The organism is Dokdonella ginsengisoli (genome assembly GCF_042652785.1).
Classification (GTDB): Bacteria; Pseudomonadota; Gammaproteobacteria; order Xanthomonadales; family Rhodanobacteraceae; genus Dokdonella_A; species Dokdonella_A ginsengisoli.
This window is the reverse complement of record NZ_JBHSHD010000003.1, coordinates 141,815-155,490: the sequence shown is the minus strand read 5'-3', so window position 1 is coordinate 155,490 and position 13,676 is coordinate 141,815. Positions and strand designations below refer to the sequence as shown.

The 13,676-nt window shown below is 70.4% G+C and carries 14 protein-coding genes; 5 read left to right on the top strand and 9 right to left on the bottom strand.

The genetic code is table 11. The features are described from left to right. Positions 1 to 17: 17 nt before the first annotated feature. From ACFO6Q_RS02820 to ACFO6Q_RS02810, 3 genes are all read right to left on the bottom strand, one after another. Positions 18 to 932: an arginase family protein gene (locus tag ACFO6Q_RS02820; protein WP_380018992.1), complete on the bottom strand. Its 915-nt coding sequence runs from the start codon at positions 930 to 932 to the stop codon at positions 18 to 20. After that, entirely contained in the window at positions 925 to 2,022 is a 1,098-nt protein-coding gene (locus tag ACFO6Q_RS02815; protein ID WP_380018991.1) for a peptidogalycan biosysnthesis protein, read from the bottom strand. The genes ACFO6Q_RS02820 and ACFO6Q_RS02815 overlap by 8 nt, the downstream gene beginning before the upstream one ends. 240 nt (positions 2,023 to 2,262) lie before the next feature. Then, positions 2,263 to 3,123: an alpha/beta hydrolase gene (locus tag ACFO6Q_RS02810; protein ID WP_380018990.1), complete on the bottom strand. Its 861-nt coding sequence runs from the start codon at positions 3,121 to 3,123 to the stop codon at positions 2,263 to 2,265. 187 nt (positions 3,124 to 3,310) lie between these two features. Between ACFO6Q_RS02810 and ACFO6Q_RS02805 the strand changes: the two genes are divergently transcribed. Beyond that, positions 3,311 to 4,831: a hypothetical protein gene (locus ACFO6Q_RS02805; protein WP_380018989.1), complete on the top strand. Its 1,521-nt coding sequence runs from the start codon at positions 3,311 to 3,313 to the stop codon at positions 4,829 to 4,831. Positions 4,832 to 4,935: 104 nt separating this feature from the next. Further along, positions 4,936 to 5,841, top strand: coding sequence for a phosphogluconate dehydrogenase (NAD(+)-dependent, decarboxylating) (gene gnd / locus ACFO6Q_RS02800; protein ID WP_380018988.1), 906 nt, complete (start codon positions 4,936 to 4,938; stop codon positions 5,839 to 5,841). Positions 5,842 to 5,853: 12 nt separating this feature from the next. Here the strand turns inward: gnd and ACFO6Q_RS02795 are convergent, their stop codons facing one another. Both ACFO6Q_RS02795 and ACFO6Q_RS02790 read right to left on the bottom strand, forming a co-directional pair. Continuing rightward, a complete protein-coding gene (locus ACFO6Q_RS02795) occupies positions 5,854 to 6,636 on the bottom strand; it encodes a LytR/AlgR family response regulator transcription factor (protein ID WP_380018987.1) in 783 nt (260 codons plus the stop codon). Beyond that, a complete protein-coding gene (locus ACFO6Q_RS02790) occupies positions 6,633 to 7,796 on the bottom strand; it encodes a sensor histidine kinase (RefSeq protein WP_380018986.1) in 1,164 nt (387 codons plus the stop codon). Before ACFO6Q_RS02790 ends, ACFO6Q_RS02795 begins: the two co-directional genes overlap by 4 nt. Before the next feature lie 184 nt (positions 7,797 to 7,980). On the opposite strand from ACFO6Q_RS02790, the gene ACFO6Q_RS02785 reads away from it, so the two are divergent. Further along, a complete protein-coding gene (locus tag ACFO6Q_RS02785; RefSeq protein WP_380018985.1) occupies positions 7,981 to 8,337 on the top strand; it encodes a hypothetical protein in 357 nt (118 codons plus the stop codon). A 46-nt stretch (positions 8,338 to 8,383) separates the two neighbouring features. Here the strand turns inward: ACFO6Q_RS02785 and ACFO6Q_RS02780 are convergent, their stop codons facing one another. Beyond that, positions 8,384 to 8,773 carry a hypothetical protein gene (locus tag ACFO6Q_RS02780; RefSeq protein WP_380018984.1) on the bottom strand — a complete coding sequence of 130 codons (390 nt, stop codon included), beginning with the start codon at positions 8,771 to 8,773 and terminating at the stop codon, positions 8,384 to 8,386. Positions 8,774 to 8,953: 180 nt separating this feature from the next. Here ACFO6Q_RS02780 and ACFO6Q_RS02775 point away from each other — a divergent pair, with 180 nt between their 5' ends. Continuing rightward, positions 8,954 to 10,477 (top strand): serine hydrolase domain-containing protein, encoded by a 1,524-nt coding sequence (locus tag ACFO6Q_RS02775; protein ID WP_380018983.1) that lies wholly within the window; start codon positions 8,954 to 8,956, stop codon positions 10,475 to 10,477. 26 nt (positions 10,478 to 10,503) lie between these two features. Then, complete coding sequence (locus ACFO6Q_RS02770; RefSeq protein WP_380018982.1) at positions 10,504 to 11,004, top strand: nuclear transport factor 2 family protein; 501 nt, start codon at positions 10,504 to 10,506, stop codon at positions 11,002 to 11,004. A 25-nt stretch (positions 11,005 to 11,029) separates the two neighbouring features. Here the strand turns inward: ACFO6Q_RS02770 and ACFO6Q_RS02765 are convergent, their stop codons facing one another. The 3 genes from ACFO6Q_RS02765 to ACFO6Q_RS02755 are packed head-to-tail and all read right to left on the bottom strand — an operon-like array spanning position 11,030 to position 13,509. Continuing rightward, positions 11,030 to 12,070, bottom strand: a complete 1,041-nt coding sequence (locus tag ACFO6Q_RS02765; RefSeq protein WP_380018981.1) for an NAD(P)H-dependent flavin oxidoreductase — start codon at positions 12,068 to 12,070, stop codon at positions 11,030 to 11,032. 34 nt (positions 12,071 to 12,104) lie between these two features. Continuing rightward, complete coding sequence (locus ACFO6Q_RS02760; RefSeq protein ID WP_380018980.1) at positions 12,105 to 13,214, bottom strand: WD40/YVTN/BNR-like repeat-containing protein; 1,110 nt, start codon at positions 13,212 to 13,214, stop codon at positions 12,105 to 12,107. 1 nt (position 13,215) lies between these two features. Continuing rightward, positions 13,216 to 13,509, bottom strand: a complete 294-nt coding sequence (locus tag ACFO6Q_RS02755) for a MoaD/ThiS family protein (RefSeq protein WP_380018979.1) — start codon at positions 13,507 to 13,509, stop codon at positions 13,216 to 13,218. Positions 13,510 to 13,676: the final 167 nt, after the last annotated feature.

Genomic DNA, 13,676 nt, shown 5'->3' with positions numbered 1-13,676 from the left:
TCTGAAGTTTGCCCCTGTCATCCCCGCGTTGCCGCTTCGATCCTCTCCAGCAACCGCAGATTCAACGCATGCTGCTGCGCCTGCCACTGCGCCAGTTGCGCCGCGTCGATCTCCGGTTGCTCGTCGAGCGCGCTGAGCTTGCGCTTCCACCACGTCCGGTAGCGGTAGGCGGAGACGTCGCCGGTGATGTCGCTGCCGACGAGGCGTCCGTGCAGGGCGTCGATGCCGCGCGCGAGATCGGCCTCGAGCATGCGGCCCTGGTCCCAGTTGGTGTGCGCGACCTCGGGGCTGAGCACGTCCTTGTCGATCGACAGGTAGACCGGCACGGTCGAGCCGCGCTGTTCCTCGGCGAAGCGCTCGACCAGCGCCTGCGGCGTGTCGAAGCCGCGGAACGCGGACTGCAGGCCGAGACGGCGCGACCAGCCGGTGTCGACGCCGACGGTCCAGTATTCGAGCTTGCCGCGGCGCAGCGGCGTCAGGTAGTTCTCCCACGCGTGCGCGGCGGACACGTCGGCCGAGCCGATGCCGAGCACGCGCACGCGCACGACCTGCGGCAGCAGCGCGACCTTGCGCACCCACGAGCCGCAGTGCACGCCGAACGGGAAGCGCATGTTGTCCGGGTGGTTGTCGAACACCACGACCTCGAACGGCGCCGGCGCGGCGCAGCGCCCGATCAGCGGCCAGCTCAGATGGTGGTAGTCGCCGCTGCCGAGGAAGACGGTGCCGTAGCTCGGCGGCAGGCGCGTCTCGATCGCGCGCACCACGTTGCGGAAGCGGCGCAGCGTGCAGCCGAAGCGGATCGCTTCCTGCCAGTCGCCCAGGTCGACGACGTGCGCATCGGGCAGCGCGCCGACCGAGCGGTCGAAATCAAGGACGAGCGGTGCCGGAGGGCAGGGCTGAGGACTGAGGGCCGAGGGCGGGCGGTCAGGCATCGTCGTTGGCTGCAGGCGCGGAGGCGCTGCCGTCCAGGCGCGCGCGGTCGCTCTCGAAGCGGCCGGCGATACGCTGCAGCAGCGCACGCAGCACGCGGCTGCGCGGGCGCACGGCGTGGCGCGTGAAGGTGAAGCGCGCGCCGAGGTAGGACTTGATCTGCGGATCGGTCCAGCCGGCGACGTAGCAGCACAGGTCGCGGCGGCGCGCGTAGTCGAGGTTGTGCATCCAGCTCACGAAGTACAGGTTCTGCTCGCGTGCCTGCGGATAGCGGAAGCCGACGTACTTGTCGACCAGCGCGTCGCCGACGACGAAACACAGGTTCCAGCCGATCAGTTCACCGCGGTGACGATACACGAACACGATGCCGCCGCACGATGCGTCCTGCAGCAGCGCGTCGAAGAACTCGCCGCTGAGCTGGTCGAAGTGGATCTCGCTCTGCGCGTAGACCTCCAGATAGCGTGCGTAGAATTCCTCGCGCACGGCGGCATCGGCGAAGTAGTCGCTACCGGTCGGGATCTCGGAGATCTCCAGCTCGGCGCGCGCGCGCAGCTTGCGGCGGATGTCCTTGCGCCGGCCGGAGGACAGCCGCGCGAGGTAGTCGTCGGTCGATTCGAAATCGATCGGCACCCAGGCCAGCGCCTGGCCTTCGAGCAGCACGAAGCCGGCGCGTTCGCAGGCGGCGGCGACCTCGCGCGCGGCGGCGTTGCTGGCCTGGTCGAGCAGGGGCGATTCCTGCGGCAGGTCCTTGACGATCAGGAACGGCTGGCGCGCCTGCGGCGCGGCGCGCCACTCGCGCACCAGCGCATCGGCGTCGCCGCCGCGCGGCAGCAGCGCGTACTCGGACACGGTGGTGCCGACGAAGCAGGTGCGCGGACGCAGCAGGCGGCTCCACCAGCGATACAGCGGCAGCGCGCTCACGCGGCGGCGCAGGTCGTCGTCGGCGGTGGTCAGGAGATCGAAGCGCGCGACGAACACCGGCGTGCCGGACGGCAGCGTCGAGGCGCGGAAATCCAGCGGCGGATGCGCGAGGAAATGGCGCACCAGCGCAGGCGGCTCGAGCAGGTTGTGGTACGACTCGGCGGCCGTCATCGGCGGCCCGTCATCGCGACGCGGGCGATCGCAGCGAACGCCTCCCGCCTTCGCGATTCTCGCGGTTCACCTCGGCCGCTCGCCGGAGAGGCCGGCGCGCGCAGCGCGCCGGGTGAGGGAAATGCTTGCAATGACACACCAGGAATCCCTCATCCGCCTTCGGCACGTTACTCCCGCACGCGGGAGAAGGAAAAAACTTGGCCCGTCGAGCCGGGAATGCCCAGGCGGGCAGTGCCACCCTCAGTCGATCGCCGTCGCGACCGCGGCGCCGCGCGGCAGCTCGGCCGGATTCTGCTCGGCGACGTGCCGGAAGAACGCGGCCGAGCGTTCGATCAGCTTGCCGCGTTCCTGGTCGACCGTGACCATGTGGTAGCTGTTGTCGAGCAGAAGCGTCTCGACCGGCGCGTTCACGCCGCGCTCGACCACGCGCACGTTGCGCAAGCTCGCGACATCGTCGTGCGAGGAATGCGCGACGAGGCACGGCGCGCGCACGCGGCCGAGGCGGTTGCGCACGTGCAGCGAGAGGCGCTGGAACTGGGCCAGCGACGGCCACGGGAAACCGGCCAGGCCGGCGGCATGGCTGTCGCCGGAGAGCATCGCGCCGACGATGCGGTTGCGGATGCGCTCGTCCTTGATGCCGTACGGCTCGACTTCTTCCGACACGCGGTCGCGGCCGAAGCCGAGCGAGGTGATCAGCGGCAGCAGGAAGGCGAGGCGGCCGATCGCCGGCGTGGCCCAGCCGTCGTGGAAGAACGTGGTGCCGTACAGGCCGAGGCCGTCAACGTCGTGCGGACGATCGATGGCGAGCTTGAGCGCGAGCACCGCACCCATCGACAGGCCGGCGACGAACAGATGATCGACCTGCGCGCGCAGGCGGTCGGCGGCGGCCGAGACGCTGGCGGTCCAGTCGCGCCAGCCGGTCGCGAGCAGGTCGGCTTCGTCGCCGCAGTGCCCTGCCAGCTGCATGCCAAGCACGCTGAAGCCGGCGCGGTTGAGGCCGTTGCCGACGAAGCGCATCTCGGTCGGCGTGCCGGTCAGTCCGTGGATCAGCAGTACGCCGGCGCGTCCGCCGCTGAGGTAGAACTCCGCAGGTTTGATCATGAATATCTTCGGATAATCAATGAGTTGATCGGTGACCGGTCCGCTCGTCCGGAGCCTGTCGCCGAATCCTGCCGCTAGCTTGAAGCGCACGTCTTTCGGGCGGCTTTCGAGCGGCGTGCGGCGCATGTCCCGATCCGCCGCAGCGTTGCGTACTACCGGGCATTCCATTCATTCGACGGGGAATGCCATGAAAACCATGCTGCTCGCTCTCGGCCTGCTGGCGTTCGCGCCGGCGCAGGCCACCGACTTCGACAAGGACATCCTGCAGGCGCGCGTGCTCGACGCGGACGGACAGCCGTTCGGCTCGCTCGCGTTCAGCGACCTGACCCCGGACGGCTCGTTCGACGGCACCGGTTCGCGCACCGCCGACTTCAACTCGGGCGCGGCCAAGTTCGACGTCGGCCTGCGCGTCTTCCCGAGCGCCGACGGCGGCTACTGGCTGTTGGGCTACCAGGCCGATTCCTCCGGTGGCCGGAAACTGGCGATGGCCCGCATCAAGGACGACGGCTCCTACGACCTGACCTACAACGGCACCGGGCGCCGGCTGATTCCGTCGACCATGATCGACGTCGTGGACGTCGCCAAGGGGCCGGGCGACACGTTCTACTTCGTCGGCATGCAGCACACCGGTTCCAGCACTGACCTCGACATCCAGATCGCCTGCGTCGACGGTGACGGCACGCCGTGCCAGGGCTTCGGCTCGGCCGGCATCGCGGGAGTCTGGCTGGACCTGGGCGCCGACGCGGCGAACCGCAACGACCGTCCGATGCGCATCGTTTGGTACGCCGCGCAGTTGTACGTCGTCGGCGAAACGGACACCGATTCGGGCGTCGGCACGACCAGGAATCCGGCCGCGTTCGCGATCCATCTCAATCCGGTCACCGGTGCGCGCGACATGACGTTCGGCAACACGCCCGCCCATCCCGGCGTGTTCCTCTACAACCCGGACATGACGCCGAACGGCCGCGACGCCGCGTTCGACGTGCTGGCCTATTCGCCGTCGCCGTTCGCCTACCGGCTGGTGATCGTCGGCCAGAAGCAGCGCGCGCCGTCCGGCGGCGACATCGACGGCTTCGTGATCAGCGTGAACGGCGTCAGCGGGCAGGCCGACGATTTCATCAACGACTCCGTCTACGGCGACCTGGGCACTAGCAAGCAGGACTCGGTGACGCGCATCGCGCGGCGCCACGACGGCGGCTTCGTCGTCGCCGGCTTCGCCTACAACGACAGCGCCAGCCCCTCGCCGCAGTACGAACTGCTGCTCGCGGCGTACCAGCCGAACGGCGACCTGGACAACGCCTTCGGCGGCGGCAGCAGCAACATGCGGCACCAGCTGGTGCTCAGCGGAACGAACGTGCCCTACGGCATCGCCGAGCGCGCCGACACGCGCGATCTGGTGGTCGGGCTGGACATCAAGGACGATCTGTTCGGCGACGGCCATCCGATGCAGTCGGTCGTGCAGTTCGGCTCCAACGGGACGCCGCTGCACGCGGCGGCGGTGCTGGATTTCTCGGCCTTCACGGACGCGCAGAAGCTCTCGTACGGCTCCGACCTGATCATGGACGGCACGCAGGTCGTGACCGCCGGCTACCGGCGCTGGACGCAGGCCAATCCGGCGGCCGCCAGCGACTTCGACATGACCATCGCGCGCTTCGTCGCCACCGACACGATCTTCGCCGACCGCTTCGGTGGCGCCACCTCCGACTGACGCCCGCCGCAGCGCCGGCCGGCAGCGCATCGGCCGGCGCCGCGATTTTCTTTGCGGGCTATCATCGCGGCCGACTGCGGCAGTGCCGCCAACGGAGCATCGCGATGGAACTGGGCATGATCGGCCTCGGCCGCATGGGCGCGAACATGGCGCAGCGGCTGCTGCGCGGCGGGCACCGCGTGGTCGGCTTCGATCCGGACGCGGACGCGCGGGCCGCGATCGTCTCGCACGGCGGCGAAGCGGCCGCTTCGCTGCAGGAACTGGTCGGCCTGCTCGCTGCGCCGCGCGCGCTGTGGCTGATGGTGCCGGCCGGCGAGATCACCGATCGCACGATCCAATCGCTGCTGCCGCTGCTCGACGCCGGCGACGCCGTGATCGACGGCGGCAACTCGAACTACCACGACACCCTGCGGCGCGCGCAACAGGCCGCGCAGCAGCGCGTGGACTACGTCGACTGCGGCACCAGCGGCGGCGTCTGGGGACTGGCCGAAGGCTACAGCCTGATGATCGGCGGCGACGCCGCGGCGGTCGAACGCCTGCGGCCGGTGTTCGAAACCCTCGCGCCGGCCGCTGACCGCGGCTGGGGCCGGGTCGGTCCCTCCGGCGCCGGCCACTACGCCAAGATGATCCACAACGGCATCGAGTACGGCCTGATGCAGGCCTACGCGGAAGGCTTCTCGATCCTGCGGCACAAGGCCGAGTTCGGTTTCGACCTGCACCAGCTCGCCGAGATCTGGCGCCACGGCAGCGTCGTGCGCTCGTGGCTGCTCGACCTCACCGCCGATGCGCTGGCGAAGAACCCGTCGATGGACGGCATCGCCCCGCACGTGGCCGATTCCGGCGAGGGTCGCTGGACCGTCGCCGAGGCGATCGCGCTCGACGTGCCGGCGCCGGTGATCACCCAGGCGTTGCTCGAGCGCCTGCGCTCGCGCGACGACGATTCCTACGCCGACAAGCTGCTCGCCGCGATGCGCAACGAGTTCGGCGGGCATGCGGTGAAGCGCTCCTGAGGGGCGCTCGCGTCAGTCCGCTTCCGCGCGCCGCCCGACGAGCTTGAGGAAGCTCTCGTGCTGGTAGCGGCTCATGCGCAGCTCCTGGCCGGTGTCCATGACCAGCACGTGGTAGCCGTTGAACCACGGATGGATCGCCTTGATGCGCCGCGCGTTGACGATCGCCGAACGGTGCACGCGGGCGAAGTGCTTCGGATCGAGCCGTGCGGCGAGGCCGCTCATGGTCTCGCGCAGGACGTACACGCGCCCGTCCAGGTGCAGGTTGACGGTGTTGCGGTTGGCCTTGATCCACACGATGTCGTCGACTTCGATCAGCTCGATGTGCTCGTCGACGGGAACGGGAATGCGTGCCGGATAGTCGGGCCGCGCCGTGAGTTCGGCCAGCGCGCGCAGCACCTGCTGCGAGACGGCGTGGGCCGGATCGGGCGCGGCGGCGATGCGCGCCTTGGCGCGCGCGAGCATCTTCTGGAAGCGCTCGCGGCTGAACGGCTTGACCAGGTAGTCGACCGCGTTCGACTCGAACGCGCGCACCGCGTAGTGCTCGTAGGCGGTCACGAACACGGTCGCCGGCATGCGTTCCTGGCCGACCGCGGCGACGACGTCGATGCCGCTCATCGCCGGCATCTGGATGTCGAGGAAGACGAGGTCCGGCGCCTGCCGGCGGATTGCCGCGACCGCGCCGGCACCGTCGCCGCACTCGCCGGCCAGCTCGATCTCGCCGTCGTCGCGCAGCAGGCGCACGATGGCGTGGCGCGCGATCGGCTCGTCGTCGACCACCAGCGCGCGCAGCTTCACGCGGTTTCCTCGCCCGGCCGCGCGAGGTCGTCCAGGTCGAGCCGGCGCGCCGGCAGGCGCACGCGACAGACCACGCCGTGCGGCGCCGCGGCCACCAGCTGGATCTGCGCGGCGTCGCCGTAGAGTTCCCTCAGCCGCAGGCGCGAATTGGAAAGGCCGATGCCGCGCCGATAAGTGCCGGTGGAAATGCGTTCGAGCGCGCTGTTGCGGTTGCGCACCTCCAGGCACAGCTGGTCGCCTTCGAGGCGGCTGTCGATCTCGATGCAGTCTTCGCCGACGTTGCGGCCGATGCCGTACTGGATCGCGTTCTCCACCAGCGGCTGCAGGATCAGGCTCGGCACGGCGCAATCGAGCGTGTCCGGCGCCGCGTGGATGCGCGTCGTCAGGCGGTCCTTGAAGCGCGTGCGCTGGATGCCGAGGTACAGGTCGACCAGTTCCAGTTCGTGGCCGAGCGGGATTTCCTGCCCGCGGTAGTCCTCCAGGAACGCGCGCAGCAGTTCGCTCAGGCGCAGCAGCATTTCCTCGGCGGCGGCCGGGTCCTCGTCGATCAGCGTGCCGATCGTGTGCAGCGTGTTGAACAGGAAGTGCGGCTGCAGCTGCATCTTGAGCACCTGCAGGCGCGACTGCGCCAGCTCGGTGGCCAGCCGGCTCGATTCGAGTTCCCTGCGGTTCTTCTCGCGGTAGAAGTGCACGGTCTGGCGGATCGACACCAGCACCCAGTAGACGAGGAAGTCGATCAGCGCGTACTTGCCGGCGAAGTGCCGCAGCTGGTCCCCGAACGACGGCTGGTCCGGCAGCAGCCAGTGCGAGAGCAGGGCGCCGGCGGCGACCGAGAACGCGGTGACCGCGACGCTCGCCGCCAGATGCAGGCCGAGGAAGCGCAGGCGCAGCGGCGAATCGATCGGAAAGCGTTCGGCCAGCCGGAAGACCAGAGGCGCCAGCGGCACCCAGGCGAACCAGCGCAGGAACGACCAGCGCACGTATTCGATCGCCGGCCACGGATGGCCGCCGGAGAACAGCCAGTCGTGCAGGTACCACTGCGCGGCGAACAGCGCGACGATCAGCGCCCATAGCACCAGATGGCGCGGACCGCGCAGCAGCACGCGGTCGAGCAGCGGGCTCGGATCCGGTTCCGTGCGAAGCGGCGGCGGGTTCTCCATCGGGCCATCGTAGTGGCCGGCCCGGGGCCTGAGAAGCCTCGCCGCGGACGGCTACGATTGGTCCTTGCGCGACGACGATTCGTCCCGTTTCGCTGTCGACGCACGGCCCTGGGCGGGCAGATTTCCCGTGCCGGCGATCGTTTCCCGGCGCTGCTCGACAGCTTCTCGACGACGGGAGATTGCCATGCGTTCGTGTCTGCTCGCCGCTCTGTTCGCCGCACCGGGTGCGGGATGCGCCGCAACCGTTCACTACGTCGACGTGGTCAACACCGCCAAGGACAGTCTCGTCGCGTTCGCCGAGGCGCCGGCCGGCAGCGGCGCGTTTCTCGATCTGCCGCTGGGCGGCGCGCTGCGCGGCGGCGGCGACTCGGCCACGGTGGCGATCGAAGGGGATTCGCGCAACTGCCTGCGCGACCTGCGCGCCGAATTCGCCGACGGGCGCGTGCTGATCCAGCGCGGCTTCGACGTCTGCCGCTACCGCAGCTATCACCTCGGCGCGCACCTGCGCGCCGCGCTGCGTTCACGGCCGGCCCGGCCCTAGCGGTCGGTTGCCGGCTGCGCGGTGGGTGCGGCCGCTGTTGCGCCGCTCACTCGGGGTATTCGAAGACCTGGATCGGATTCGGGTCCAGCGCCTTCTCGAGGCCCGATCGGCGGTCGTCGACCTGCACGCGGTCGTTGTCGTCGACGCGCACACGCAGGTTCTGCGTCTGCTCGCGATCGAACTCGTACTCGACGCCGTTGACGGTCACCGTCGAGCTGCCGTCCTCGTGGATCACGATCTTGACGTCATCCGGTCCCTCGCGACCCGTGTCGAGCACGATGAAGATGCCCTTGCCGTACTCGCAGCCCCAGGACATCACGGTATCGTCCCGGCGCAGCAGCGGCTCGAAGGTTTGCCCGGACGGATTGCCCTGCGGTGTCGCCTCACCGGACAGGGAAACGGGATTCCAGATGTTCGCGCCGCCGATCGCAGTCATGCCGCACTTCTCCTCGCACGATTCTCCGGGGCATCAAGCTAGCGGCGGCGTTCGTGCGCGGACAAGACCGGGCCGACCCTAGCTGGTGCAAGCCCTAGGTCGACACGTTCAGGTTGCGACCGTTTCGCGCAGCACGGCATCCAGGTCCGGAACACGGCTTTCGGACGAGGGGAATTCCAGGTGCAGACGATCCGGCTTCATTCGCTGGCCGCCGCTTTCGCGTTGCTGGTCGCGATCGCACCGGCGCGCGCCACCGACGACGCGGGCAGCGCGCAGACCTCGCGCGGCTTCGAGCGCGCTCTGCGCCCGAGCGTGCTGCGCGCCGACCAGCCGGCGCCGGCATGGTCGCTGTCCGAGCGCATGCGGCACTACGGTGTGCCCGGCGTCGCGGTGGCCGTTCTGCGCGACGGCGAAGTCGTGCACGCGGCCGGCTACGGCCTGCGCGAAGCCGGCACGGTGGAGAAGGTCGACGCCGACACGCTGTTCTCGGTCGGCTCGGTGAGCAAGGTGGTGGCGGCCGGCGCGACGCTGCGGCTCGTGTCGCAGGGCCGGCTCGATCTCGATCGCGACGTCGGCGCCTACCTGCGTTCGTGGAAGATTCCGCGGTTCGGCGGCGATCCCGCGCCGAAGGTAACGCTGCGCATGCTGCTGTCGCATACCGCCGGTTTCAACGTGCACGGCTTCGAGGATTTCCAGCCCGGCGCCACGGTGCCGGACGCGCTGCAGACGCTCGACGGCAAGGCGCCGGCGAAGCACGAGCCGGTCCGGCTGGTGCATCCGCCCGGCGAAAGACTGGACTACTCCGGCGGCGGCGTCACCGTCGAGCAGCTGGTGCTGACCGACGCCACCGGCCGCCCGTTCGAGTCGCTCGCGCGCGAAGCGGTGTTCGATCCGCTGCACATGAGCCGAAGCACGTTCGAGAGCCCGCTCCCGGCCACGCGCGGCAACATCGCCAAGGCGCATGGACCCGACGGCCGGCCGCGCGCGCAGCCGCGCGGCTGGGAGACCTTTCCGGAACTCGCCGCGTCCGGCCTGTGGACCTGCGCGAACGATCTGGCGCTGTACGTGCGCGCGCTGATCCGCAGCTATCGCGGCAGCGGCGATTTTCTTCCGCGCGCTCTCGCCAGAGAGATGATGACCGAGGTGTCGCCGAGCGAGCACGGCCTCGGCCCGCGCCTGGCCGGTACCGCACAGAGGCGCGTGTTCCACCACGGCGGAGCCAACGACAGCTACCGCGCCTTCATCGAGGGCAACCTGTACAGCGGCGACGGCGTGGTGATCCTGACCAACGGCGCGCGCGGCGACGATCTCGCTGGCGAGATCCGCAACGCGGTCGCCGACGCCTGGGGCTGGCCGACGCAGCGCCCGCTGCGGACGATCCCGATCGTCCCCGACGATCCGCAGGCTGCGCGCGACGCCGGCACCTACGTCTTCGACGACGGCATCCCGCAGGCCTGGCAGAAGCGCCTGAACGAAGCGCCGCGCGAGCTGCGCGTGGAGGCCGCGCAGGGCCGGCTGACCGGCTACTGGAGCGGCAACTCCAAGCCCGTCGAGCTGCTGCCGTTGGCGCCGAACCGCTACACCTCGCCCGATTGGGAATCCCTGCAGATCGAATTCCATCGCGACGCGCACGGCACGACCAGCGCGCTGAGCCTGGACAACGGCGTTTCGCGCGCCTACTACCGGCGCAAGGCTGCGCCGTGACCGATTCCCCCGACCCAGGAGCGTTCATGAAATCCGTCGTTCTCGCCGCCTTCCTGCTGTGCCTTCCACTCTTCTCCCACGCCGCGCCACGGGACGGCGCCGTGCGCGAGATCGAAGCGGTGGTGGAAGCATTCCGCACGTCGATCATCGAAAAGGACAAGCCGCGCTTCGTCGCGCTGTTCCTGCACGATGCGGTCACCTGGCAGTCGGTCGACAGCGACGCCTTCCTGCAGCGTCGGCGCGCGCGGAACCCGCAGGCGCGCAAGGTCGAGGTCGATCCGAAGCACGGCATGCGCTCCTTCATCGACGGCATCGTCTCCGACGAGGCGCGTACCGAGGAAACGTTCCGCAACGTGAAGATCGACACCGACGGCGACATCGCCGCGGTGCAGTTCGACTACGCCTTCCTCGAGAACGGCCGCGAGACCAACCACGGCCGCGAAGCCTGGCAGCTGGTCAACACCGGCGAGGGCTGGAAGATCGTCGCGGTGATCTGGTCGATGAACCGTCGCGGCGAGTCGAAGTGACGGCCGAGCGTCTCGATCGCGCGGTTCAGGCCAGGCCCTGCGCGAGCTGGCGCGTCAGCTCCGCGGCGGCGATCGCGCGGCAGCCGCTGGCGTTCTGGCCAGCCCACAGCGGCGAGAAATCGCCGCTGCCGTGTGCCTCGGCGTGCATGCGCAGCGGCGCGAGCGCGGCCGAGGCGAGCGGGAACGCGGGCGCGGCGGCGTCGAGCGGCCCCAGCTCGCGCATCAGGCGATTGACGATGCCGCGCGCGGCGCGGCCGCTGAACAGGCGGGTGAGCGCGGTGTGGCGCGCGGCGTCGCTGCATAGGGCCGCGCGATGCACGGCGCCGGTGGTCGCTTCCGGGCACAGCAGGTAGGCCGTGCCCACCTGCACGGCGGCGGCGCCGAGCGCGAGTGCCGCGGCGACGCCGCGCGCGTCAGCGATGCCGCCGGCAGCGATCACCGGCACGCGCACCGCGCGCACGATCTGCGGCAGCAGGGCGAAAGTCCCGGCTTGCAGGCTCAGATCGTCGGACAGGAAATGCCCGCGATGGCCGCCCGCTTCGAGCCCCTGCGCGATGATCGCGTCGACGCCGTGCGCCTCGAGCCAGCGCGCCTCCTCGACGGTCGTCGCCGAGGAAAGAATCTTCGCGCCCCAGCCGCGCACGCGTGCCAGCAGGTCCGGCGCGGGCAGCCCGAAATGGAAGCTGACCACCGGCGGCCGGAATGCCTCGACGATCTCGCAGCTCGCCGCGTCGAACGGCTGGCGCGACGGTCCGCCGGCAGTCGCGTCGGCGTCCAGGCCCGCCTCGCGGTAGTACGGCGCGAGCCGCTCGCGCCAGGCCGCTTCGCGCCGCGCGTCCGGCTCCGGCGGAACGTGGCAGAAGAAGTTGACGTTGAACGCGCCGCGCGTGCGCGCGCGGATCGCGGCCAGTTCTTCGCGCAGCGCGTCGGGCGGGAGCGTGGCGCAGGGCAGGGAGCCGAGGCCGCCGGCTTCGCACACGGCGATCGCCAGCGCGCTGCCCTGCACGCCGGCCATCGGCGCCTGGACGATCGGCAGTTCGGTGTCGAACACGGTTGCGCAGGTCATGACCCAATCACGGATGCGGCCGATCGCGGCGGCATCAAGCGGCCGCCCGCGCGAACGCGACGGCGTGCACCGGCGGCAGGCGCGTCTGGCTCGCCCGCCAGCGTTCGCCCTGGTCCGGGCTGGTCCACAGCCCGCCGGTGGTGGAGCCGAAGGCCAGGCGGTCGCCGGAGTCGTCGACCGCCAACCCGTGTCGATAGACCAGGTCGTAGGCGTGCGACGGCAGGCCGTCGCGCAGCAGCTCGAAGCTGGCGCCGCCGTCGCGCGTGCGCGCGACGACGAGACGGCCGTCGACCGGCACGCGGCACTCGTCCTTGAGCGCGGGCACGAACCAGGCGGTGGCTGGATCGCGCGGATGCACGGCGACGGCGAAGCCGAACACCGACGGCGGCACGTCGGCGACCTCGTGCCACTGCCGCCCGCCGTCGACGCTGCGGAAGACGCCGTTGTGGTGCTGCACCCACAGGTGGTCCGGCGCGTGCGCGCACTGCACCAGGCGATGCGGATCCTGGATCGCCGGATCCTCGCGCCGCTCCGGCGGCATGTAGGCGGCGAACATGCCGCGGGTGGTCACGTTCCAGCTCGCGCCCGAATCGGCGCTATGCCAGACGCCGCCGCAGGAGATCGCCACGCGCAGCACGCGCGCGTCGCGCGGATCGACGCAGATGGAATGGATGCCCGGCGCGTCGTAGCCGCCGCCGAACCACTGCGAGCGTTCCGGGCGGTCCCACAGCGCGCGCACGAGCTGCCAGCTGTCGCCGCGGTCGTCGGAGCGGAACAGGCCGCCCGGGATCGTGCCGGCCCACAGCCGCCCCGGTTCGCCGGCGCCGCCGCAGGCCAGCGACCACAGCAGCTGCAGCTTCGCCGGCGCCGGCGGCTTGCCGTCGCCGGTGGCGCAGGTGTCGCCTTCGGCGTAGGCCGGCACGGCGATCTCGGTCCAGTTGCGGCCGAGGTCCGCCGAGCGATGCAGCTTGACGCCGAAGTGGCCGAGGTTGAGCACGGCGTACCAGTGGCCGTCGCGCGCGTCGGCGAGCGCGAGCGTGACGTTCTCGCCGAGGAAGGCGTGGCGTTCGATCTCCCAGGCGTCGCTCTTGGCAGCGAACACGAACAGGCCCTTGCGCGTGGAAACCAGCAGGCGGTCGGACATCTCAGCCTCCGGAAAGCGCTTGCATGACGTAGACCTCCGAGTCCACCGCGAGCGGTTGATGCAGGCGCCGCTTGTCGCCGATCGCGGTGCCGTCGACGAAGATCGCGACGTGGTGGCGCACCGCGCCGTGCTCGTCGAGCACGTAGCTGCGCAGGCGCGGGTATCGCGCGAACAATTCCTCCAGCGCCGCATCGAGGTGCGCGGCCTGCGCGACGGTCGTCGTCTCCGTGCCTTGCGCGCCGGCCGGTTCCTGCAGCCAGCGCGCCAATGCGGGAGCGAGCACGATCTTCGCCATGCGTCGATTCTCGGAGGGACCGCCCAAAAGCCTACTCCAGCGCGGCGGGCGGCGTCGCGCTGCGTCGCGCCAGATGCGGCTTCGCGCGAGCGGGAAAATTTTTCGCCGGGCGTGTCGATTCCGCCGCCGTCCGCTCGTCGTCCCTGCAAGAGCGCAGGAAACGGGAC

What these genes read in the sequence shown, in the direction of transcription:
- ACFO6Q_RS02820 (WP_380018992.1), bottom strand. Translation starts at nt 932, where the DNA reads ATGCCTGACCGCCCGCCCTCGGCCCTCAGTCCTCAGCCCTGCCCTCCG.
- ACFO6Q_RS02815 (WP_380018991.1), bottom strand. Translation starts at nt 2,022, where the DNA reads ATGACGGCCGCCGAGTCGTACCACAACCTGCTCGAGCCGCCTGCGCTG.
- ACFO6Q_RS02810 (WP_380018990.1), bottom strand. Translation starts at nt 3,123, where the DNA reads ATGATCAAACCTGCGGAGTTCTACCTCAGCGGCGGACGCGCCGGCGTA.
- ACFO6Q_RS02805 (WP_380018989.1), top strand. Translation starts at nt 3,311, where the DNA reads ATGAAAACCATGCTGCTCGCTCTCGGCCTGCTGGCGTTCGCGCCGGCG.
- gnd (WP_380018988.1), top strand. Translation starts at nt 4,936, where the DNA reads ATGGAACTGGGCATGATCGGCCTCGGCCGCATGGGCGCGAACATGGCG.
- ACFO6Q_RS02790 (WP_380018986.1), bottom strand. Translation starts at nt 7,796, where the DNA reads ATGGAGAACCCGCCGCCGCTTCGCACGGAACCGGATCCGAGCCCGCTG.
- ACFO6Q_RS02785 (WP_380018985.1), top strand. Translation starts at nt 7,981, where the DNA reads ATGCGTTCGTGTCTGCTCGCCGCTCTGTTCGCCGCACCGGGTGCGGGA.
- ACFO6Q_RS02780 (WP_380018984.1), bottom strand. Translation starts at nt 8,773, where the DNA reads ATGACTGCGATCGGCGGCGCGAACATCTGGAATCCCGTTTCCCTGTCC.
- ACFO6Q_RS02770 (WP_380018982.1), top strand. Translation starts at nt 10,504, where the DNA reads ATGAAATCCGTCGTTCTCGCCGCCTTCCTGCTGTGCCTTCCACTCTTC.
- ACFO6Q_RS02765 (WP_380018981.1), bottom strand. Translation starts at nt 12,070, where the DNA reads ATGACCTGCGCAACCGTGTTCGACACCGAACTGCCGATCGTCCAGGCG.
- ACFO6Q_RS02760 (WP_380018980.1), bottom strand. Translation starts at nt 13,214, where the DNA reads ATGTCCGACCGCCTGCTGGTTTCCACGCGCAAGGGCCTGTTCGTGTTC.
- ACFO6Q_RS02755 (WP_380018979.1), bottom strand. Translation starts at nt 13,509, where the DNA reads ATGGCGAAGATCGTGCTCGCTCCCGCATTGGCGCGCTGGCTGCAGGAA.